Source organism: Mesorhizobium sp. B2-8-3, from assembly GCF_006440815.1.
Lineage (GTDB): Bacteria > Pseudomonadota > Alphaproteobacteria > Rhizobiales > Rhizobiaceae > Mesorhizobium.
The window spans coordinates 1-19,994 of the sequence record NZ_VFTW01000002.1 but is presented as its reverse complement, the minus strand read 5'-3'; the positions used below and the strand labels follow the sequence as shown (position 1 = coordinate 19,994).

Annotated in this window: 22 protein-coding genes; 7 read left to right on the top strand and 15 right to left on the bottom strand. The window is 59.4% G+C overall.

What is annotated here, in order from left to right:
* The first annotated feature begins 170 nt into the window (after positions 1 to 170).
* A complete protein-coding gene (locus FJ418_RS03065) occupies positions 171 to 704 on the top strand; it encodes a hypothetical protein (protein WP_140863492.1) in 534 nt (177 codons plus the stop codon).
* Positions 705 to 732: 28 nt separating this feature from the next.
* Here the strand turns inward: FJ418_RS03065 and FJ418_RS03060 are convergent, their stop codons facing one another.
* From FJ418_RS03060 to FJ418_RS03010, 11 genes are all read right to left on the bottom strand, one after another.
* Complete coding sequence (locus tag FJ418_RS03060) at positions 733 to 1,293, bottom strand: hypothetical protein (RefSeq protein ID WP_140863491.1); 561 nt, start codon at positions 1,291 to 1,293, stop codon at positions 733 to 735.
* Positions 1,290 to 1,838: a L,D-transpeptidase gene (locus tag FJ418_RS03055; protein WP_246682920.1), complete on the bottom strand. Its 549-nt coding sequence runs from the start codon at positions 1,836 to 1,838 to the stop codon at positions 1,290 to 1,292. The genes FJ418_RS03060 and FJ418_RS03055 overlap by 4 nt, the downstream gene beginning before the upstream one ends.
* 13 nt (positions 1,839 to 1,851) lie before the next feature.
* Positions 1,852 to 3,015, bottom strand: coding sequence for an AAA family ATPase (locus FJ418_RS03050; RefSeq protein WP_140863487.1), 1,164 nt, complete (start codon positions 3,013 to 3,015; stop codon positions 1,852 to 1,854).
* Positions 3,012 to 3,614: a TadE/TadG family type IV pilus assembly protein gene (locus tag FJ418_RS03045; RefSeq protein WP_246682918.1), complete on the bottom strand. Its 603-nt coding sequence runs from the start codon at positions 3,612 to 3,614 to the stop codon at positions 3,012 to 3,014. Before FJ418_RS03045 ends, FJ418_RS03050 begins: the two co-directional genes overlap by 4 nt.
* A gap of 41 nt (positions 3,615 to 3,655) precedes the next feature.
* Positions 3,656 to 4,198 carry a TadE/TadG family type IV pilus assembly protein gene (locus FJ418_RS03040; RefSeq protein ID WP_140863486.1) on the bottom strand — a complete coding sequence of 181 codons (543 nt, stop codon included), beginning with the start codon at positions 4,196 to 4,198 and terminating at the stop codon, positions 3,656 to 3,658.
* A gap of 5 nt (positions 4,199 to 4,203) precedes the next feature.
* Positions 4,204 to 5,784, bottom strand: a complete 1,581-nt coding sequence (locus FJ418_RS03035) for a pilus assembly protein TadG-related protein (protein WP_140863484.1) — start codon at positions 5,782 to 5,784, stop codon at positions 4,204 to 4,206.
* A 68-nt stretch (positions 5,785 to 5,852) separates the two neighbouring features.
* Positions 5,853 to 6,146 carry a hypothetical protein gene (locus FJ418_RS03030; RefSeq protein WP_140863482.1) on the bottom strand — a complete coding sequence of 98 codons (294 nt, stop codon included), beginning with the start codon at positions 6,144 to 6,146 and terminating at the stop codon, positions 5,853 to 5,855.
* The gene (locus FJ418_RS03025) at positions 6,133 to 7,575 is read right to left on the bottom strand and encodes a type II and III secretion system protein family protein (RefSeq protein ID WP_140863480.1); all 1,443 of its coding nucleotides are present in this window, start codon (positions 7,573 to 7,575) and stop codon (positions 6,133 to 6,135) included. The genes FJ418_RS03030 and FJ418_RS03025 overlap by 14 nt, the downstream gene beginning before the upstream one ends.
* Before the next feature lie 58 nt (positions 7,576 to 7,633).
* Complete coding sequence (cpaB, locus tag FJ418_RS03020) at positions 7,634 to 8,650, bottom strand: Flp pilus assembly protein CpaB (RefSeq protein ID WP_246682916.1); 1,017 nt, start codon at positions 8,648 to 8,650, stop codon at positions 7,634 to 7,636.
* A 116-nt stretch (positions 8,651 to 8,766) separates the two neighbouring features.
* Positions 8,767 to 9,003: a Flp family type IVb pilin gene (locus FJ418_RS03015; protein WP_140863476.1), complete on the bottom strand. Its 237-nt coding sequence runs from the start codon at positions 9,001 to 9,003 to the stop codon at positions 8,767 to 8,769.
* A gap of 55 nt (positions 9,004 to 9,058) precedes the next feature.
* Positions 9,059 to 9,295 (bottom strand): Flp family type IVb pilin, encoded by a 237-nt coding sequence (locus FJ418_RS03010; protein ID WP_140863474.1) that lies wholly within the window; start codon positions 9,293 to 9,295, stop codon positions 9,059 to 9,061.
* 492 nt (positions 9,296 to 9,787) lie between these two features.
* On the opposite strand from FJ418_RS03010, the gene FJ418_RS03005 reads away from it, so the two are divergent.
* The 6 genes from FJ418_RS03005 to FJ418_RS02980 all read left to right on the top strand — a co-directional run bounded on the left by FJ418_RS03005 (position 9,788) and on the right by FJ418_RS02980 (position 15,393).
* Positions 9,788 to 11,173, top strand: a complete 1,386-nt coding sequence (locus FJ418_RS03005; protein ID WP_140863472.1) for a CpaF family protein — start codon at positions 9,788 to 9,790, stop codon at positions 11,171 to 11,173.
* The gene (locus tag FJ418_RS03000; protein ID WP_140863470.1) at positions 11,173 to 12,144 is read left to right on the top strand and encodes a type II secretion system F family protein; all 972 of its coding nucleotides are present in this window, start codon (positions 11,173 to 11,175) and stop codon (positions 12,142 to 12,144) included. Before FJ418_RS03005 ends, FJ418_RS03000 begins: the two co-directional genes overlap by 1 nt.
* 12 nt (positions 12,145 to 12,156) lie before the next feature.
* Positions 12,157 to 13,113: a type II secretion system F family protein gene (locus FJ418_RS02995; protein ID WP_140864053.1), complete on the top strand. Its 957-nt coding sequence runs from the start codon at positions 12,157 to 12,159 to the stop codon at positions 13,111 to 13,113.
* A 66-nt stretch (positions 13,114 to 13,179) separates the two neighbouring features.
* Complete coding sequence (locus tag FJ418_RS02990; RefSeq protein WP_140864050.1) at positions 13,180 to 13,719, top strand: tetratricopeptide repeat protein; 540 nt, start codon at positions 13,180 to 13,182, stop codon at positions 13,717 to 13,719.
* A gap of 5 nt (positions 13,720 to 13,724) precedes the next feature.
* Positions 13,725 to 14,264: a prepilin peptidase gene (locus tag FJ418_RS02985; protein ID WP_140863468.1), complete on the top strand. Its 540-nt coding sequence runs from the start codon at positions 13,725 to 13,727 to the stop codon at positions 14,262 to 14,264.
* Positions 14,265 to 14,295: 31 nt separating this feature from the next.
* Positions 14,296 to 15,393, top strand: coding sequence for a phosphatase PAP2 family protein (locus tag FJ418_RS02980; RefSeq protein ID WP_140863466.1), 1,098 nt, complete (start codon positions 14,296 to 14,298; stop codon positions 15,391 to 15,393).
* A 70-nt stretch (positions 15,394 to 15,463) separates the two neighbouring features.
* Here FJ418_RS02980 and FJ418_RS02975 read toward each other — a convergent pair whose 3' ends face one another.
* The 4 genes from FJ418_RS02975 to FJ418_RS02960 all read right to left on the bottom strand — a co-directional run.
* Complete coding sequence (locus tag FJ418_RS02975) at positions 15,464 to 16,711, bottom strand: penicillin-binding protein activator (protein WP_140863464.1); 1,248 nt, start codon at positions 16,709 to 16,711, stop codon at positions 15,464 to 15,466.
* A 230-nt stretch (positions 16,712 to 16,941) separates the two neighbouring features.
* Positions 16,942 to 17,646, bottom strand: a complete 705-nt coding sequence (locus tag FJ418_RS02970) for a lytic transglycosylase domain-containing protein (RefSeq protein ID WP_246682914.1) — start codon at positions 17,644 to 17,646, stop codon at positions 16,942 to 16,944.
* A 182-nt stretch (positions 17,647 to 17,828) separates the two neighbouring features.
* Positions 17,829 to 18,197 carry a hypothetical protein gene (locus FJ418_RS02965; RefSeq protein ID WP_140863462.1) on the bottom strand — a complete coding sequence of 123 codons (369 nt, stop codon included), beginning with the start codon at positions 18,195 to 18,197 and terminating at the stop codon, positions 17,829 to 17,831.
* Positions 18,198 to 18,269: 72 nt separating this feature from the next.
* Positions 18,270 to 19,994: type I secretion C-terminal target domain-containing protein (locus FJ418_RS02960; protein ID WP_140863460.1), on the bottom strand; the 1,725-nt coding region annotated here is incomplete at its 5' end.

The following is a 19,994-nucleotide window of genomic DNA, read 5'->3' as shown; positions in this document are numbered from 1 at the left end:
GATGCCGCCCGAGCCCAACCCGTTAGCTCCTGTCGACACGGCGTCACCCCCGTTGAACCGGATCATACATTAGACATGAGCGACAATCCTTGAAAAGCAAGGCGTTGCGTTAAGTGTCGCGCAACCAATGCGGCCTAGAATCGGTGATCGGATGTCGAGGGGATGACACGATGCGCAAGCCGATACTGCTTTTTGCCTTTCCGGCTCTGGTGCTGCTTCTGCTGGCGGCGGAGCGAGCGGCAGCAATGCTTCTCGGCTTCTATCCGGCCAGCCCCGCTGTGTGGCATGCCTGGCTGGAGCTGCGCCCGTTCTCGACCATGTTCTGGCAGCAGGCGCATGTCTATCTCGGCGGGTCGTTGGCGCTGGATGCTGCCATTATCGTCTTCGTGGCAGGCGCCTGCTGGATGGCCAGCCGGTCCAAATGGTCCGGCGGCTTCTTCCTCGCCAATCATGCTGCAATTATTTTCGCCGGGTTCATGATGGCGCTGAGCAGCCACGCGGAAACGGCAAGCACCATTGCCGCCTTCGTTACGCCTCATGGGCTTCAGTTCTCGGTGATGGTCGACCTCAGCTTGCAGAACTGCCTGGTGCTATGCCTCGGTCTCGCGGCCTGCGCTTACTGCCATGTCGCGTTCCTGCACGAGACCAGGCAGCGCGCCGAAGCCCGCGCAGTCCGCATGCTGGCCCTGCAGCGCGATCTGTAATCCAAAGCAGCAACGACACCCCGCGCGTTCAGTTGATCTTCTTGTAATAGACCTTGCCATCGGGCTGCTGGATGCGCTGGTAGGCCGGGTTGGGCCCCGGAGGCGCGACCTTCCGCTTGAACGAGGGCCGTGCGTCGGCGGCATCGCCTCCGCTTTCGTCGGCGGCGGAAGCATCCGCCACCGTGGTGTTGTCGAGTAGGGCTGGCTCCGGCGCGCCAGGCGCTGGCTCGCTGGCGGCGACGGGCTGGCCTTGCTCCAACTTGGCGATATTGCCGTTGATCTGGCCGAAATTCGCCTGCAACTGACGGTCCAGCGTCTCGAACCGGCTCTGGAAACCGTTGTTGACGGTGTCGATGCGGGCGCCGATCCGCTGCTCGAACTGGCCGAGCTCTCCCAGCCGCGCCTCTATCGTCTTGAGGTCGTTGACGCCGCGATAGAGATAGACGGCGGCCGTCACGTTGACGAAGGTGACGAGCGCGGCGCCCACCGCGAGGACACCGATCAGTCTGCCCCGGCTGGGCTTTCCCGGAGCGGCTTCCCTGTGACCGAGTTCGATTGCCGGAACGTCCGGCTCGCTGATCATCGTCATTCAACCACCACCTTTGCGCCCACCGCGACGCGCTTGAAGAGATCGATCACATCGGTGTTCGTCAGCCGGAAGCATCCGGAGGTGCCGTCGAAACCGACGCCCTTGGGATCGTTGGTGCCATGGATGCGATAGAGCGTGTCGCGCCCGTCGCGCGACAGATAAAGCGCCCGGGCGCCGAGCGGATTGTAGGGACCGGCCGGCACCATCGCCGGCAGTTCCGGCTGGCGCGCGCGCATTTCCTTGGGCGGACGCCATTCCGGCCATTCGGTCTTGGAGGCTACCTTGACCGTTCCGGTCCAGCCGAAGCCGTCGCGGCCGACGCTGATCTGGTAGCGCAGCGCCTGGCCCTGGCCCGTCACCAGATAGAGCGCCTTTTCGTTTTTGCGGATGACGATCGTTCCCGGCTGCTCGCCGGTCTCAAAGGCGACCGCCTTGCGCAGGCTGGGGCCCATGGCCGGCAGCGGCGGCGATCCGGCCTCCGCCAAACCGCAAGCCGACATCGACGCGATGCCGATCAGGCAGGCAGCCGCGAGGCGCGCCGTCATCCGGTGCTTCGAGCTAGCGCTGGGCATTGTCCAGCCGTTCCTTGAACATGCGTTTCAAATCCTTGTTGAAGCGCGCGCGCCCATCCACCTCGGAAGGCAGGATGGCGCGGTTCAGCGCGTCGGCCAGAAGCGCGTTGTCCAGCGCCAGCGACTTGATGTGCGGCGCCTTGAAGATCTTCTCCAGCTCGCTGCGCGAGAAGTGGTTGCCGAACCATTTGCGCTTGTGCTTGTTGGCGACCAGCGTGATGTTGACCTTGTTGCCGCGCAATTCGCGGATCTTCTTGTAGAGCCGCTTGCCTTGCCGCAGCGAGGCGACGTTGAGCTCGAAGACGATGAAGATCTCGTCGCTCGTCCGCAGCACCGAATCGTGCCACGGCGTCTCGATATTGGGCAGGTCGATGACGATGTCGTCGAAGCGATAGGCGACGAGGTCAAGCAGCCTGAAGACGAAGTCGGAACCGTGCGGCTCGAACGGCAGCTGCGGCCGCTCGAAAGAGTAGAGCGTGAGGCCGGACGGTCGCGACAGCTTGATGACGTCCATGAGCTCGACGTCCAGCCGGTCCGGCTGGCCGATGATGCCGGAGAGGTCGAACTGGTTGAATTGGTTGAGGTAGGCGCCGCAATTGGCGCTCTGGAAGTCGAGGTCGACGAGGCAGGTCGAAGCCGCGCGCTCGGCCGATTTCGAGGCAAGGTGCTCGGCCGCCGAGATCGCCAGCGTGGTGGCGCCGGCGCCGCCGCTGGCGGCGATGAAGGTGATGATGCGGCTCTTGGTGCCCTGGCTGCCGGTATCGTGGAAGGTGACGGCGTTGAGCAGATCCTTGGCGTCGAGCGGCTTGTGCAGCCAGTCCGACGCGTTCATGCGCACCAGGATCCGCGTCTGCTCTGAGGTGAGCTCGTCGGAGATCGCGATCAGCGGCACCGAGGCCCAGGCCGCGCGCGCCTCGACGATCGCCGCATTGCCGAGCAGTTCGCCATTGCCGAGATCGAGGATGATGATGCCGGGCCGGCTGTCGACAGGCGGCCCTTTGAGGAACTCCGCCGCGTCCGAGACCTTGACGTCATAGATCGCCAGCGCGTCGAGCCGCGTGGTGACATCGCGCTTGAAATTCGCGTCCGCCGAAAACAGCGCCACCTGCTTTCGCTTGGTCGGGAGAACTCTGGTGTCGATGGCGTTCATGGTGATGTGCTCTTCAAATCTTCACCCGTTACCGTACTCAGCATGGATGGTATCGTTTTGTCTGCGAACCCGAGCAGCCCGCCCAGAAAGAAGAACTGGAAGGTAATGTTCTGCAGGCTCACGGTGATGGTCGGCACGGGGCCACCCAAACGCGTCTGATAGCCAAGGCCAGTGGCCGTGTAGGTCACCACGACATTGGAGCGCTGCAAGCCTGGGAAAAACTGGCACATCCCCGGCCGTTGATTGGCTGCCAGCCCCGGACAGTCATCATCGTTGGTCACTGCCGTGTCGCCGCGGAAAATGCGGCTGAAAGCGGCAGCGTTGAAGATCGCGGAATTGCCATTGCAAGCGCCAGTGCTGCCGGAATATTTGCACTCGAACGAGTATGTTCCGGCCGTGATAGGCGCTCCCGGATTTGTAGCCGGATCTGCTGCCGCAAGTGTGGCTACGTTTACTGCCGGATCGGAGATCGAGGCGAGCCTCGCGCCGATCTGCACTGCCTTGGTTGCTGCGTTCCACTGATAAAATGCATAGCCGAAATCGACAAAACCTAGGGTAAGAGTGAGCAGAAGCGTCATCGCGATGGCCATCTCGACCATCGTTGCTCCGTCTTCCGCTCGTAGGAATCGTTTCAGCATCATCAAAATCGGATCAACCGCTCCTGATGGCTGGCCCCAAGTGTGACGGTGTTGATGTTGAACAATGACAGCAGGCCAACGCTGTCTAGATTGCTGTAAGCGTAGGTGCCGGATGCCGTTACGATGCAAACCTGCGATGTCGTCGACAGATAGAGGACCGTGCCGGTGCTGGGATCGACCGCATTTTTGCAAGTGGCCGGGTCGGCAATGCTGATCGTTACGTCCGTTTTTTGCCAGCCAGGGATACGTGTGGGCGCCGTCCCCGATACATTGCCAAACACGGCGATGTTAGTTGCCAAATCTGCGCAATCGATCGCCGGGAGGCTCGCATCCGTGTAGAGTTTGCTGTTGCAACGGGCGGCAAAGCGGGCGCCATCAGTGAGACCGGCCTCCATCAAAAGCTTGTCGTGGATGAGATTGCCGAATTCAAACACGCCTGCCGATAGAAGCAACATCAGCGGCGCCACCAGGCTCATCTCCACGATGACGGTACCGCGCTGATCGAAGCAAAAACGCTTAAAGGTGCGGGACAGCAGGTTCGACATTGCCGTCACCGATAGAGCTGCGCTTCATCGCGCAGGAAGTTGTCGAGTGTACCCTGCCCCTCGCGTCCGCTGATGTCCACCAGTTCCACCATCACCGAGGCGTCGGCGGAGGCCGACGGAACCGGCTCCGTAAGGAAGAAGCTCGCGAAAGCTTCGACCGGGAGATTGGCACTGTTGCCGTTTAGATCGTAGCCGGCGGCTTCAAGCGCATTGCAGTTCAACAACGCGCCGTAGAGCAGACGGCGATCGACAGTTGTCACAGGTGGCTGGCAGCCGCTGGGCGGCGTTCCAACCTCTCCGCCAGTTGACTGCACACCGACCAGCGACTGAGCGGCAGTAGGGGGCGAGGAGGGTAGCGTCCCATTCGCCAAAGCCGCACGTTCGTACTTATAGACCTCATATCGCGTCGGCGTGGTTGTATTCCAGGCACTGGGATAAGAGGCACTCCCAAAATTGGTCTGCCAATAGTTTCCTGGTCCAAGAAGCAGGTAATCTCCGGCTCCCATACGCCCGCCCATATATGGCGTCGTCTGATCTCTCGGCAGGCCCTTGTTACCGGGACCGTTGAACGTCAGCTGATTGTATTGCGGACACTGGTTCGAATTTCCATTGGATCGTACTCCTCCCTTGCGTACATTTTCCGCCGGACCGTAGTCTGGACTGTTGAAGGCATTGCCGCTGGCATTGATCCCGAATCGGACATTGAAGGCGTCCTGAACCGGCCCGGTGTTCTGGCCAGTCTTGGTATTTACGCCCTGTGCCGAATAGCAGCCCAGCGGCTTCGATGTGGCGATTGTTTGGGCTAGAGCCTGCGCACCGTTGCCGACGCTGTCAGGCGGTTGCAGGAAACCGAAATTGCCAGGGCCGTAAGCGGCATTGTTTCCGACCATCCGAAGTTCGATAAGCCGGCGATGGATTGCCGGATCCGTTACGGCCTGCTCCAGCGTCGCGCCGCCTGCTGTATTGGTGCCATTCACCATCTCATAGGGGTTGCACATGAACACAGGCGTGTAGTTGCAAACACCCGATGTGAAGCCCGCCACCGAGACAGCGGTAAGATTATAGCTTTTGTCGGTCGCGCTTCCTGAAGACGAGACTGAGACCGGGAACATGGGCGTGAAACCCTCCGGCTGGGCCCACAGCTGGATGAGGCGGGTCGTTATTGGCGAGGCGGCATAGTTGGCCGATGTAATAGGATCGGAATCGTTCGTTGGAATGCTTGCGAGGAAGCACCACGAAATCTGCCCTTTTGATCGGCAGGCAGGGTAGGTTGCGTCTACAGTGGAAACCCCAGTCCCGGTTGTCAGCGAAACGGACCCACCGTCAGAGAACATCGTGCTATTGGATACAAGGTTGGTAATGGCATTCTCGGCGCGCGTCCATGCGTCGGATCTGCCGCTCAATTCGGCGGCTGCAGCGAGTGCCAAGGCATCCGTGCCCTTCTGCAAGTCGTTGTCCAGATTGTTCATCCGGCTCATGTCGATTGCCAGCAGAGACAAGCCGATAATGGCTGGCAACATGACGCTGACTAGTATCAGCGCTATCCCACTCTGATCGTGCCAGAACGCGCGAATGGTCCGCAGCATGGCCTACCCCTTACCCCTTGGTGTCAGGCGCCTCGCATGCCTGATGCAACCGCTTCCTTTCGTTCAGTTCATTGTGTGCTCGTCCCCGACGGACCGACGTTGACCGTCATGTTCGTGCTTGGCGACGCAGCCGGCGGAACTCTGTACCGCTGCACGACGCCGACGGACCGCGCGCCATCGCCTTCGATCTTGGTATTATTCGAAGCCGGGTTGTACGGGTCTATCGTCTGCAGCAGCTGGTTGGCCTTCTGCGTGTCGCCCGATGCCAGCGTCATCGTGTCGTAATTGTTCAGATAGTCGGCCGCGCAGCCCGTGAGCAGGCTGGTGCCGAGAAGGACGAGCAGGAGCTTATTTCTTGACATAGACCAGCTTGTCCTTCGATTTCACATCCAGCATGTGGCCGTAGGGGCCGGTGACGCCTTCGCCCAACTCATATTTCCGGATCATGTCCTTGTTGACTTCGAGCTGGCCAAGCAACATGAGTTCCGGATCGTTCGCAGGTTTGGTCTTGTCGAAAGGCGTCGCGAGTTGCTCGCCGGGTTTCACCGGCCGCACGAGATGCGGCGTGACGATGACGACCAGCTCGGTTTCTTCCTTCTGTGTGCTCGAATTCCTGAACAGCGCGCCGACGATCGGCACCTGGCCGAGCCATGGCACCTGGTTCTGCAGCCTCGTGTTCTTGCTGGAGAGCAGACCTCCAACAGCGAAGCTCTGACCGTCGCGCAGATTGACCACCGTTTCCAGCTTGCGGGTGGTGAAGATCGGGTCGCCGGCGGCGGTAAAGCCGGTTAGGTCGCTCACTTCCGGCGCCAGCTTGATGTGGATCTTGCCGTCGTCAAGCACGATCGGGGTGAACTGAAGGTTGACGCCGAATTGCTTGAATTCGATTCTGACCGCATCATTGAGGACGCTGCGGATAGGCACCTCGCCACCGGCATTGAAGCTGGCCGTCTCGCCGGACACCGTGGTGAGGTTGGGCTCGGCGAGCGTGCGAACGACGCCCTTCGCCTCCAGCGCCTCGATGATCAGATCAACCTTGAGGTTGTTGTCGATTACCCTCGTTATCAGCGCCGCGAATGGATTGGTATTGGACAGAAGTCCGGTCACAATATCCCCGGTCCCAGCCACCACGTTGTCTTGATCGACGGCGGCAATGCCGGTGCCGGTACGCGTCGTGCCGCGGCTATTCGTGCTTCTGAACGACACGCCAAGATCACGGCCCGCATTGCGCTTGGCCTCAAGGATGCGGACCGAAAGATTGACCTGTTCGCTATCATCGATGGTCACGGCGTTGATGATGGCATCGGGGCCATATTGCTGCGTGACTTCCACGATGGATGCCAACGTCGCGGCGTCCTTGACGTGGCCGGTCAAGCGCACCTTGCCGTTGATGGAACCGATCTCGATGCGAGCCTTGGGTGCCACCTGGCGAATAGCGAGCGCCATGTCGCTGACGTCCTGGCCGACCTCGATCTGGATGGCGCCCAGCGAGCGCTTGTCCTCGGAAAACAGATTGACCGTGGTGGTGCCGACTGCTTTACCAATGATGTAGAGCGTCTTGTCGGTCATAGGCTGCGCATCGGCGATCTTCTCGTCGCCGACGACGATATCGCCCAGCGTGGCGTTGACCTGGATCGTTGCGGATTGAGAAACGGGCACGAACACGCGGTGCAGCGACGGACTCGACACGTCGATGAAGCGGTCGGCGGCATGAACCGCGGGGCTCAACGCCAACAAAATACAGGACCAGGCCAAAGCGGCGGCGGCCAGTGATCCTCGAAGAATTCGCATCTAGATCGTCCCCCCTTGCGGACCCATTCGGATCCCCTAAATCCGAATGTGCCGTTCGCTATCTCTGACGCGGCACGTCATATGTTTCGAGCTTCACGCCGCGAAATACCCCGATTGTAGCGCGGGCCGGCGGCTCCGGCTGCACATATTTTACCACTTCCTTTACAACTTCTTGCGGTTGTGATGCGGGTGCCACAGCGGGTGCAGGTTTGACCTTGCTCAACTGGTCGATCTGGCTGCCCACCCGATTCACGGCTTGGGCCAAGCCGTCTATCTTGTCGTTGGCGCGCTTGCGTTCTTCAGCGGCCGCAGCGTCGGCTGCCTTCTGCCTGTCGAGTTCCGCCTGCCTCTTGGCGACATCTTCCGGCGTGTCGCCGGTCAGGTCGGCGACCGTCACACGCTCCGTGGCTTCGCCCTTGTTACCTGCGGCTTGCCGCAGCGCCAGGGATAGTTGCCCGGCGCCAGCCGCAAGCGTCAGCTTCTGTGCATCCTTGGTGCTGACCTCCACGGTGACCGCCTTGACGACGGTCGGGCTGTCCTTGCTCTCATCCGCAACTTGGTCAACCGCAAGAACTTTGACACTTTGCAGCAAGACATCGACGAAACTCTTCGCGACGCCGCTGTCGTTCGTCGTGCGTGTGAGGAGGATATCCACCCGGTCGCCGGGAAAGACGAAGCCGGCGACACCCAGAACGTCGTTGACCCGGATGGAAACTGCCTTCATGCCTTCCGTCAGCACCGCCGAAAGCGTTGCGCGTTGACCGGGACCCGTGATCTTGCTGGCAAAAACCGGCTCATTGGTACTAATGGCTTGCAATGCTTGGCGCGTGCCGTTGCCGGCCAAGGCTTCTTTAATTGTCTTGAACGCGCCGGTCGGAACCGCGCCCACCGGCCAGGCGATCTCGCGCAGCTTGTTTTCAGTCAGCGTGTCGCCGAATTTAAGAGGAACGGCAGCGACAACGACGGTGTCGCTCGGAATATCATTGCCGCGGGCGAGCGCGTTACGCTGGCTGGCCAGCCAGAAGTTAGCGAAGACGACCGCCAGCATGCCGAAGACACAGGCCAGAACGATCATAACGATTGTATTTGCGCGCATAACCCCAAACCCCAAGAAGGTCCAAAAATATCGGCCGCGTCAGCCCGCGCTATCGACCAGACCCGGATGTCTAGATCCGGGTCTGGTCGAAAAATCTAGGTACCTGTGCCCGCTGACGCCTTACAAGTGCCCGTGGCGGTCGTTGAAAGCACGCCCTTGCCATCGAGAATACTGCAAAGTCCCGTAAAGCGCCCGCTCACCCAACCGCCGATCGCAACGATCGCCAGGATTGCCGCACCGGCGATGATGCCGATCAAGATCGAATACTCGACCATAGCAGCGCCGTTCTCGTCGTCGCGGAACTGCCGGGCAATATCGATAAGTTGGATCATGTTCGTTCTCCCCGATCAGGCCCGGATCGATTGACCCGGGCCTGGTCGAATAGCCTCAGGTACCAGTGCCCGCTGAGGCCTTGCAGGTACCCTTGGTAGTCGCGGTAACTACGCCCTTGCCGTCAAGGATGCCGCAGAGGCCCGTAAAGCGCCCGCTCACCCAGCCGCCGATGGCAACGATCGCCAGGATCGCAGCGCCAGCGATGATGCCGATCAGAATGGAATATTCGACCATGGCAGCGCCGTTTTCATCGTCGCGGAACTGCCGGGCCATCGTCATGAGCTTCTTCATGCCAATTTCTCCCTTTGGAGGTTTGAACCCGACGAGACGAGCCTAAGGATGAACCCCATACCCAAGCATCCCCCGTCACGTTCAATCCTAGGTCGTGCGAAAAAGCAGTGTCAAACGGATTAACGGAAGCTTAACCTTTCAATACTCGGCTTTTGGCATTTTCATTTGGGACAAGGGCTTGATTCGCCTCATTTTTCAAGTCTCCTTAACCATTCATTCACAATTCGGCCACGGCTAGGCCTTTTTGCGGATGGGTTAGAGTTCCTGCATAATTCTTTATATCTAACGGCTTAGGGGCATCGTCGCCGTTTCCGCGCCAAAGGTCCTAGGACTTTAGTCCGGAGGCTAAAGATTGGCCCGAAATAGTTATGTGGCATCATCGTCACTTTTTTAACTATGTCGCAAGTAATTGCCGGTGCTTTGCCTCGCGCCGCTTGTGCCTCTCGTGGTTAACGCTTAGTTTCCGGCTTGGGGAAATTAGAAGGGGGTGGCATGTTGGGTCGCTTCATCAAAGGACCGGGTGAGCAGCGTGCTCCGCAATCGGCGCAGGCGCCCGCGGTTACGAATGGCGCCGTCGTTGTGCAGCCGGCCCAGGCCGAGCCGGCGCCCGACGATTTTCTGTCGCTCAAGGTCGATCTGCATCGGCATCTCATAGACCGGTTCAATCTGACCACTCTTGAAAGCGCCTCCAAGGACGAGATCCTGAATGAGATCCGGCCGATCGTGCGCGAATTTGTGCGCGCTAAAAATGTTCCATTGAACGCGCGCGAACTGGATCAGCTGACCAGCGACACCGCCGACGAGATGCTGGGTCTCGGCCCGATTGAACCGCTGCTCAAGGATGATTCAATCGCCGACATTCTGATCAATACCCACAACCATGTCTTTATTGAGCGTCGTGGCGTGCTTGAGGAAACCTCGATCCGCTTTCGCGATGAGGCTCATCTGCTGCGCATCATCAATAAAATTGTCTCAGCCATCGGCCGACGGGTTGACGAATCTGCGCCGATGGTCGACGCGCGTCTGGAGGACGGTTCGCGCGTCAATGTCGCCGTGCGGCCGGTCTCGGTTGACGGTCCGCTCGTCTCCATCCGCAAATTCTCCAGGAACCCCTATTCACTTGAACGCTTGATGGCCTTCAACTCAATCCGCCAGCCTATGATTGATCTGCTGCGGATCGCTGTACAGGCGCGCAAGTCGATCCTGGTTTCGGGCGGCACCGGCAGCGGCAAAACCACGCTGCTAAATGCATTGTCGAGCTATATCCCGGCCAAGGAGCGACTGATCACCATCGAGGACGCGGCGGAGCTGCAATTGCAGCAGCCGCATGTCGGTCGCCTCGAAACGCGCCCTCCCAATGTCGAGGGCAAGGGCGAAGTTCGCCAGCGCGAGCTGGTCAAGAACGCGCTGCGCATGCGCCCCGACCGTATCATCGTCGGCGAAGTGCGCGGCGAGGAAGCCTTCGACATGTTGCAGGCCATGAACACTGGTCACGAAGGCTCGATGACCACCATCCACGCCAACACGCCGCGCGATGCGTTATCGCGTCTAGAGCAGATGGTCGGCATGGCTGGCCTGCCGATGACTCAGGAATCGATCCGCGCCCAGATTGCATCGGCCATCGACATCATTGTGCAGACGCAGCGTCTAGCCGATGGCGGCAGACGGGTTATTTCCGTCTCGGAACTGACCGGTATGGAGGGGAACGTCGTCCAACTCCAGGAACTCTACCATTTTGTTCGCCGCGACATAGCGGCAGACGGACAGATCGTCGGCGAATTTCGCGCGACCGGCATTCGCCCGCGCTTTGCCCAGGAAGCGGCAACGCTCGGCCTCCACTTCGCCAAGGACGCTTTCAATCCGCAGGTCCCGCTCTGATGATGAACAGCGAGACGCTTATCTACTTCGTCTACGTGCTGGCGGCAGCTTCAGTCATTTTGGCTGCCGAAGCGCTCTATGTCACTTATGTGAAAGGCCGCGATCGCACCGGCACGATAAATCGGCGGCTCAAGCGCCTTGAGGATGAGGCACCTGCAGAAAAAACCCTGCAGGGTCTGTTGCGTGAACGAGGGCTGACCGAGTCTGGCGACTATATTTTTGGAGCGGTTGCGCTCAACAGGCTCTACACCCAGTCGGGCATAACCGGAAATCCGCTGACATTCGCCGCGATCTTCATCCTGGCCGGACTGATTGTAGCATTGCTTTTGAAATTGCTGGCGGGAGCGTCGTTGCTTCCAGCCTTGGCTTCCTTTGCATTTGTGGGATTTGTCTTGCCCCCGCTATTTCTTCGGCGGGCCCGCAACAAGCGTATTTTGAAGTTTGCCCGCCAGTTGCCAGACGCCCTCGACATGATCGTGCGCTCGCTGCGCGCCGGCCATCCGGTCTCGGTGGCGGTTGGGTTGGTGGGCCGCGAAATGCCTGACCCGCTCGGTACCGAATTCGGCATTGTCGCCGACGAGGTCACTTTCGGGCTGAGCATAGAGCAGGCAGCACGGAAATTGTCGGAGCGCGTCGGCTTCGAGGGGCTGCATCTCCTGTCCGTCTCTCTGTCCATTCAGTCCAAAACAGGCGGCAATCTCACCGAGATCCTTGCCAACCTGTCCAAGGTTCTGCGCGAACGACAAAAGCTTCGGATGAAGATCCGGGCGCTTTCGGCCGAGGGGCGCTTTTCGGCATGGGTCATCTCCCTCTTTCCGATAGTCATGTTCGCCATCCTCGCGCTCGTCGCTCCGAGCTACTACGGAGCCGTCTGGGGTAACCCTCTCATCTTTCCCGTGTTTACGCTCTTCGGCATATGGGCGCTGCTCGGCGACCTCATCATGTACCGGATGGTAAATTTCGATTTCTGATTGGAGCCGAACATAGATCTCTTGTCGAACATCTTGGGTTCCGAGCTTCTCGTTTCCCTTTCGGTTTTTGCGGCTGCGGCGGCGCTGTTTCTGTTTGGCGCATTCGTTTTATTGCCCGCTTTTCAGACGCGAAAGCTGGTCACCGAAAGCTTGATATCGGAGGGAATCGTCAACCGACGGTCCCTGAGCGCCCAGGAGCAGCTGGTCAAGATTTCGGCCCAGCGACCTGTCAATGCCTATTTCCGTGCGCTTGAGAAGGAGCGCGGTGAGCCAAATGCGCTTGAGGCCCGATTGTTTCGTGCCGGCTTCTACCACGCGAGCGCACCGGCTCTTTACACCTTGTCGAGAATTGGCGCAGTCGCCATTGCTTTTCTCGGCTGCTACATCCTGTTGGCAATGGTGTTGCCGCCGAAAATACCAGGCTTTGTTTCGTTGGCCGGAGCCGCGCTGTTCGGATTGGCTTGCCTGGTCATTCCAAGTATTGCGCTGGATCGCTTTGAGAACGCGCAAAAACAGATTTATCGCCGCGGTTTTCCCGATTTCATGGATATGATGATAACCTGTGCGGATGCCGGGATGAGCCTGGAGGCGGCAGTCGAGCGAGTAAGCAACGAAATGGCCGGCACGCATAAATGGCTGGGTGTTCAACTCGCGATCATGAATCTGCAACTGCGCGCCGGCAAACCTCTTCGCGATTCGCTGCGGGAACTCGCCGACCGTATCGGCTTGGAAGAAGCCAGGGCCCTGGCGGTGCTGTTCCGGCAATCCGAGGAACTTGGCACCAGTCTGACCGAAGCGCTGCGCGTCTACAGCGATGAAATGCGCACACAGAGGATCCTTCATGCGGAGGAACGAGCCAACGTGCTACCGGTCAAGATGATGATCCCGTTGGGCATCTGCATCTTCCCCGTGGTGTTGATGATCGTCCTTCTGCCGGTGGTCATTCGCATGAGGGGCATTTTCTTCTGATCGGGCATATGATTAAGTTCTAAAATTGAGTCGGAGGGCTCCTTGGAGCACAAAATTACAAGGCCGATGCGCATCGCTGCTGCAGCCAGCATGCTGCTGGTTCTGCTTGCCGGTTGCCAGTCGACCGATAGCAACGGCACAGGCGTCGTGCGCACCAATGAGCCTGCCAAGGGTGATTATACCGCCTTCGGCGATGCCTTCGATGGGCTGAAGACGGTCAGCGATGTCGACTACTATGCATCGGACCAAGCGGTCACCGAGGCCAAGACGCAGTTCCGTTCAGAAAATTACGGCAATGCCGGCGCCCTGTTCTACAAAGCGACCAGGCTTGCGCCGAATGACGGCGTCGCTTGGCTGGGCCTCGCCGCTTCCTGCGACCGTATCCGGCGCTTCGATCTAGCCGACATGGCCTACGGCCGTGCCTATCGGCTACTCGGCGCGACGCCGGAATACTACAACAATGTCGGCTATTCCTACCTGCTGCGTGGCAAACTGCCGGATGCGCGTAACAACTTCCTCAAAGCCTACGAACTCGCGCCCAACGATCCGACAGTCGCCAACAATCTGAAGCTTCTGTCCTCCAGTGTGCAGAATATAGAACGATAGACCTAATGTTGCTCTACGCATCGCTGGTGCTGAAAGCCTTGACCATCCCGCTGTTTGCGAGGATAGCGTGGCTCGATTTCACGACGCAGAAGATATCCAACCGCAGCGTTCTCCTGCTCCTCTGTCTTGGGCTCGGATCTCTTCAACTTGTGTCCGTTCAATCCGGATCATGGTTCCAGATGGCACTGAGCGCGCTTAGCGGCCTCTTCCTGCTCATTGTGCTCTTTCCCTTCTGGGTACTGCGCAAGGTTGGCGCGGGCGACGTCAAGTTGATGACCGTAATGCCGTTCTTGATTGGCCAAGACGGTCTTGTAATTTTTACCGTCTTCCTCCTTGTCTTCGCGGTCCTCACGACGCTGCTCGTGAAAAATCCTTTCATACTGCCGGCAGGGGCTTTCCGCCTTTATGTCCAGCACATGGATCGGAAAGGTGTCGTGCCATTCGGGGTGCCGATCTCGGCAGCTGCCGTATGCGCAATGATATTCCAGATTTATGTCGCATTGGTGGTGGCAACCAGCTCCGGAATTTGGGAGCACCTTAATTAGCTCTTGAGACGGCTATGAGCGGGTAATTTGGTTGGTCGATGATCTGGTGCTGGTGGCGCGGGTGCGGGGCAGAGAGGCGCAATTGAGAATGGCTGTGCGCTATTCTGTTGTCCAGAATGGGCCATTCTTAGTTCTTGTTCTAATCTATATTGCCGGTTGGGCTAGCTGGCAGCTTTTTCATACAGGAACATTTAGGATCGACATTTTTAGTCACGATTTCTTTGCTGCCTCTCTAGCGTTCGTTTGCCTTACCTATCTGCTGCGGTTGATTTATCTGTTAGGTCGAAAAGTTCCAGAACGACCATTCTCCGAATTTCTAGTTATCATCAAAGACGATCTTCCCTTCCTCGTTCTCGGCGTCCCAATTCTAGCGGTCATCCCAGCATTCTTTGGCGCATTTGGGCAAGTCAAGAATTCCATGCACCTTTGGATACCAATCTACGCGGACCCGTATCTTGCCCGGCTGGATCAGGCAATCTTTGGCGACCATGCCTGGGTGGTGTTGACCCGGATGCTTGGTTCGCCGGTTGCCGTAGTGCTTCTTGACTACGCCTATATGTCCTGGTTTCTGGTCATGTATAGCGCGGTTTTCACAGCCGCTTTCATGCGCGGCGATCCAGAACGACGCTTTCGCTTCTTTACGACTTACTTTCTCTCGTGGGTAGTTCTTGGCAATATTGCGGCCATGCTGTTCGATTCCGCTGGACCTTGCTTCTATGGCGTCTTCTATCCGGAGAATCCGTTTTCGCCGTTGTTTGGATATTTACAAGGTGTCGTCAACAGCGCGCAGCCATTGATGGCCTTAAACATCCAGAACTATCTGATTGATCAATACAAAAGTGGCGGCGGCATAGTGGGGGACGGAATTTCCGCATTTCCATCCCTTCACGTTGGGATGGCTACACTGATCGCGATCTTTTTTTACGACATGAATCGGATAATCGGTATGGCCGCTTTCGGGTTTTGCGCGGTCATATTTGTCGGCTCAATCGTGCTTGGGTGGCACTACGCGATAGATGGGATAGCCTCTTTTTGCGTAGTCCCAATCTTTTGGCATCTATCAAAGTTAGTCTATTTCAGATTTCCAATGTCGTCCGTTCGGTGGCAACTCGATAGTGAACCAGCCTGACCTATGATTGTGCGTTCGCCCCCTCAAATACGCGGCGCGTACTCCTCTAACAGCGTGCGAAGCTACCCCCTCAAAACCCCGAAGTCGATTTCTCCACCAATTTCAGCTGGCCCTTGTCCACCTTGAAAAACGGCATCGACCGTTGGCTCGAGCCGTCGGCGCGGAAGCGGAACAGGCCGGTCGAGCCGCGGAAGCCGGTCGTGTTCTCCAGCACCCGCTTGCTGAAGCCGTCGGGGCCGGCCGAGCTCGCTATGCCAGCGCTCAGCGCCACCATGTCGTAGGCATAGGCAACGTTGACGTCCGGCTGGTACTTGTAGGTCGCCTTGAAGCGGTCGGCGATCGGCCCGGTCTCGCCCTCGTCGAGCGTCGCGATATAGGCGCCCTCATAGAGCGGATCCATTGGCCGCTCGAGCCAGCGGTCGGTGCCGATCAGCGTCACCGCCTTGCCGGGAATGCCTTTTGCCTTCAGCGCCGAGAGCACGGCGATAGGGCTGCCGTCGCCGCAGGCGACGACCACCGCGTCGGGCGCCTCGACTAGCGAGCCCATGTCTGACACCACCTTGGCGCCGCCATCCGTCGCCGAATAGGGCAGCGTCACCGCAAGCGTGGCGCCATAGATGCTGAGCGCGTTGGCGACACGGGATTCGATGGGGCTCGAATCCGCGCCCGAAGGCACCATCAGCACGAATTTCCTGGCGCCCTTGCTGGCGATCGCCGCCGCGCCCGCCGCAGCGCTGTCGGCTTCGCTGAGCCGCACGGAATAGACGCCGGGGCCGCCGGCGAAATTGTCGGCCAGCGCCAGCACCGGCGGCCGCTTCGAGCCGGAGAGCTTGGCAAGGTGCTGCGCCGCCGCGAGCTCGGACGGCCCGATGACGACCTTCGCCGTGCCCGAAGTGATCGCCTTCACCGCGAGGTCCTTGGCGTAGCCGCTGTCGCCGCGCGTATCCTCGATCGTCAGCGTCAAAAGCTTGTCGCCGAGGTCGGCCATCGCCAGCCGCGCGCCGTCATACATCTTCCGGCCGTTCTCGCCCGTGCTGCCGGGGGCCGAAAGCGGCAGCAGCATGGCCACCTTGGTCGGTCCCGCGCCGAGCGTCAGCTGGGCCTTGGCGGCGGCGGCCGAGGTCGGACCGCCCGAGGTCGCGGTGCTCAATGCTGAACTGCCCGGGGTCGAACCGCTTGCCTGCTGGGCGGGCGCCGCGGGCGCGCCAGCCTGGCCGGCGGGTGCTGCAATCGCCGATGGATCGAGCACATCCGACGCGCCGCTCTTGGACTGGCATCCGCACAGCGCCGCGACGAGCCCCAGAGCGATCGCCCCCAATGCATGTCGCCCAAAAGTGGTCCCGGTTTTGGGGAGACGACATGCATCCGACAAAGACCTGAACCGCGCCGCAACGATCCGTTTCGGCGCGGCGCGCTTCAGGTCCGGATCGTGTCGCTCAACTTTCATGATGCTTCCACCCATGTGCCGCCAGGTATTTGCCCCGGTCTGTCTTCAACCGACCTTACCGTCTTGCTTGCTTGGCCGTCCCGTGATTCTTGCGTCATGGTTTAGCCATCGAAGAGCCGCGCTCTCAGCGCCTGTATCGCCCTTGCTTGCGCCGGGCTGCGATATTCGGCGCATTTCATATAGCGCGGCCCGGGCACGAACGATCGGCGCACGCAGACGCGTTTCTCCTGGCCGGTGACCGCGCCGTCCATGGAAGCGTCGGAGAATCCGATCGTCGAGACGTCGGAGAATCCGATCGTCGCCACCGGCAGCGGCCCGGCCACATCGAGGCCTTCCCGTGCCAGGATCGCGCGTGTGCGCTGGCAGTAATTGACCGAGCGGACCGAGAAGCGGGTTTCCCCGTGCCCGGCCCGGTATTTCATCACGGTGGTGCAAAGATCGCCCGCGGAGAGCCTGTTTGCCTGCGCCAGATATCTGACGCCGAGCGCGATGTTGGTAGCGGGCTCGCCGAGCTCGTCGAGCGAACCGTGAAAGCCGAGCATCCGCGCCGTTGCCGGCATCACCTGCATCAGGCCGACTTCGCCATCGGCGCCGCGCACGCCGGGATCGAAGCCGCTTTCGATCTCCATCACCGCATGCGCCAGCACCGGCTCGAGGCCGTAGAGCGACGCCTGGCAAGTGGCGAATGCCTTGAATGTCTCGCGGGTCCGCTCCGGCGCCGCAGCGCAGTGCGCCGGCCGCGCCCTCAGCGGCTGCGGCCGTTCCAGCCAGTTGGCGTGGACGGATGTTTGACCGAGACCGAGCAAGGCAATCGCTAAAGCAATTCCAGGAAAAGTGCGTAGCGGTTTTCCGTTCGGAATTGCGTCAAAACAAGGAGATAGATCGTTTCGCCGTTTCCGTGAAACAATGAAACGATCTAGCGCGATCGCCTTCGGCAATTTTCCGTCAGCCGCCATCGCAGCCAGCCGGTGTCCGCTTGCCCGTCAGCTCAATGCATATATTCGACCATGCGGTCGTGGAAGCACTCGCATTTGTTGAGCGTGTCTTCGTCCTTGTAGTTCGTCTTGAGATAGCCATAGGCCATGCCGCAGGCGACCTTGGCTTCCGAGGCCCAGACGAAGGCCGGCCGCGACGAGTTGATCCATTCCGGACTGTTGGCGACGGCGACCGATTCGTCCATCAGCTTCACCACATGGTCCTTGAGCTCGACCATGTTGTCGGTCAGCACCAGGTCCGATGTGCCGACGGTGCGGCAATAATTCACCGCCGGCTCGCCGATGATGTCGGCGGTGAACCCCGTCGACCCGGCCAGCAGCAGCGCCGCGGCCGAAGCCAGCAATCTTACGGAACGTTTCATGTAAGCCCCTCTCCGAATTGCGAATTCATGCGTTGCTAATGCTTAGCATGGAAGCGTGGTGACGCATAAGTGCTAAATGGTGACATGCTGCTGGTGATGGTTCGAGTCGTCATACAGAATGTTGATCGTGCCGGTGGCGGGGGGGCCGTTCTGTAGCTCAGCGACAACCACGAAATTGCTGCCCAAACCGGTGCTGTCCACACTCAACGTGCCGTTCGCGCTGTTGTATTGCACGTAATTGCTGAGGGCGACATTGTCCGCCTTATCGAACAACGCAGTCAGATCGATTTGGTCTCCTTCGCCGCCAGGACCGGCACCGTGAAAGTCGGTGATGATGTCCTTGATGTCGAGATGGTCGATTTTGAAAGTGTCGGCGCCTGCGCCGCCGGTCATCGTGTTCGTCCCGCCGCCGCCGGTGAGGATATTATTGTTGGCATCGCCAACTAGAACGTCGTCGTGCGAGGAACCGATCAGGTTTTCTATTCCCGTCAGCGTGTCGCCAGTCGCTGCTCCGCTGTAAGTGTGCGTCAGGAGATTGACCTGGACGGAGCTCGCCGCGTTGGAGAAGTCGACTGTGTCGTTGGTTCCATTCCCCGTAAAAGTGTCGTGCCCGCTCGCGCTGGCGACGAGAACGGCGTTGGCTCCAGACAGTTGGTATCCGGTGTGGCTGCCGATCAAGGATACCGTCAGATTGCTGCCGCTAGAGGCAACATCGCCGTCGCCATCGGTGATGGTGGGAGCGAAGGTCAGGGCTGTATCGGCCACCGTCACTTGCTCGTTATATTTGATGGATGTGAGGTCAACCGTGACCCCGTTATTCACGACGTCCATCTCCGAGAAGCCGCCGCCGTTCGCGGCAACAAAGGCATTGAAATGTGCCAGGTCATTGACGCCGGTGCCGGTCCAGTGGGCTGCGTCGACAGTGAACGTACCGACATTGTTCCCCGTCAGCATCTCGGTCAGGTACGCCGTATGTGCGGAGTTCCAGATGTAAACCTGGAAGCTTTCGCCTGCCGGCGGCGTGGCGATGCTGAACGAGGCCGAGAGTTGCGGCGTGCCGAACTTGAAATCCACAACCTCGCCAGGGTTAAAGTGGGCATTATTCACCCCGAAGCTGTTCTGGCTTGAATTGACAGTTCCCTGCATAAATCCACCGGTTGCCACTACATAGTTGGTGCCGCCTTGGATCAGAATGTCGTAGCCGGAGGTAGGCACTGGATCGTTCGCGTGTTGGCCATTGGTTATGCTCGTCCCGGCAACATCCACGTAGTAATTGCTACCGGGTGGGATGCTTGATCCATTAAAAGTTGTCGTGGTTTGCAACTGGTTCGTTGCGAGATGGAAATCATATGTCCCATCCGCCGCCATTGTGAGTGTGAAGAACTCATTGCTTGCCTGCCCCGACTGAGCGCCAGCCAACGTCTGATACGCGAGCATCTCCGAACTATGGGTTGCCGCATTATAATGGGTGTACTCGTAGAATGTGTAGGCCGTCCCCGTGGTCGGAGTCACAGTGACCAGATTGATTTGCTCGCCGGTCGCGCTGGTGCCCACGTTATTGGTGATCGAGTAAGTCTCGCCAGAGGGTGCGGTCCCCATTGCAACTCCGATCGCGGCGGTCGCGCTGGGGCCGTCTGCGCCGAAGACAGGCTGCCATGTGCCGTGGGCGTCGGTATCGGCGACATTCGGCATAACGGCGTTTTGAATGGAGAGTATCTGTGGCACGTCGTCCTTGATGGAGATGGTGATGGTTGAGGTGTTGGTGTTGCCGAAGGCGTCCTGCACCGTAAAGGTGAA